Origin of the sequence: Catenulispora pinistramenti (assembly GCF_018274385.1) — a bacterium.
Classification (GTDB): Bacteria; Actinomycetota; Actinomycetes; order Streptomycetales; family Catenulisporaceae; genus Catenulispora; species Catenulispora pinistramenti.
In genome coordinates this window covers 1-520 of the sequence record NZ_JAAFYZ010000564.1, presented here as the reverse complement: position 1 = coordinate 520, position 520 = coordinate 1, and the positions used below count along the sequence as shown (strand labels likewise).

1 protein-coding gene is annotated in these 520 nt (G+C 64.0%); it reads left to right on the top strand.

What is annotated here, in order from left to right; all coding sequences use genetic code 11:
- On the top strand, nucleotides 1-319 hold a 319-nt coding region (locus KGQ19_RS48850), incomplete at its 5' end, for a hypothetical protein (protein WP_212022503.1).
- Nucleotides 320-520 lie beyond the last annotated feature (201 nt).

Below are 520 nucleotides of genomic sequence, written 5' to 3'. Positions count from 1 at the left end.
GCGAAGCCCTGCCGACGCGACCGAGGGGAACGAACCGAAAACCAGCCGGAAGAATGGCAAAACCCAGTGGTTCGGTACCGGCGACCCGGCGAGGTCAGCCGCCAGTCTGGGTGTTGGCAACGCGGCACTCGCGTGCGTGCCCATTCCGAGCTGGCGGGTGCGGACTGTCCCGACTACCAAGACAGACACCGGCGGATACCGGATCGACCTCGCCACCAAAGCCGATGCTGCGGACAGCAAGGCCTGCCGACGGGATGCAGTTGCGGTTGGTTGTTGTGGCACAGCTGCACCGCACCCGGGCATGTTCTCGACCAACTGACCACCAACCCGTCGCCACGCCCTCACTGTCAGCCGCAGCAGCCAACCGGTGTCCTCGTTCCCTGCGTTTTGTATTTCTCCGGCTGGTTTTCGGTTCGTTCCCCTCGGATGCTCCTATGTCTGTCAAGGGGTGGTGGCGACCTGGGGTTTTGTTGCCGGGTGCGGGGTGTTTGTGCTGGTGAGGGCCTTGTGGACTTCGCGG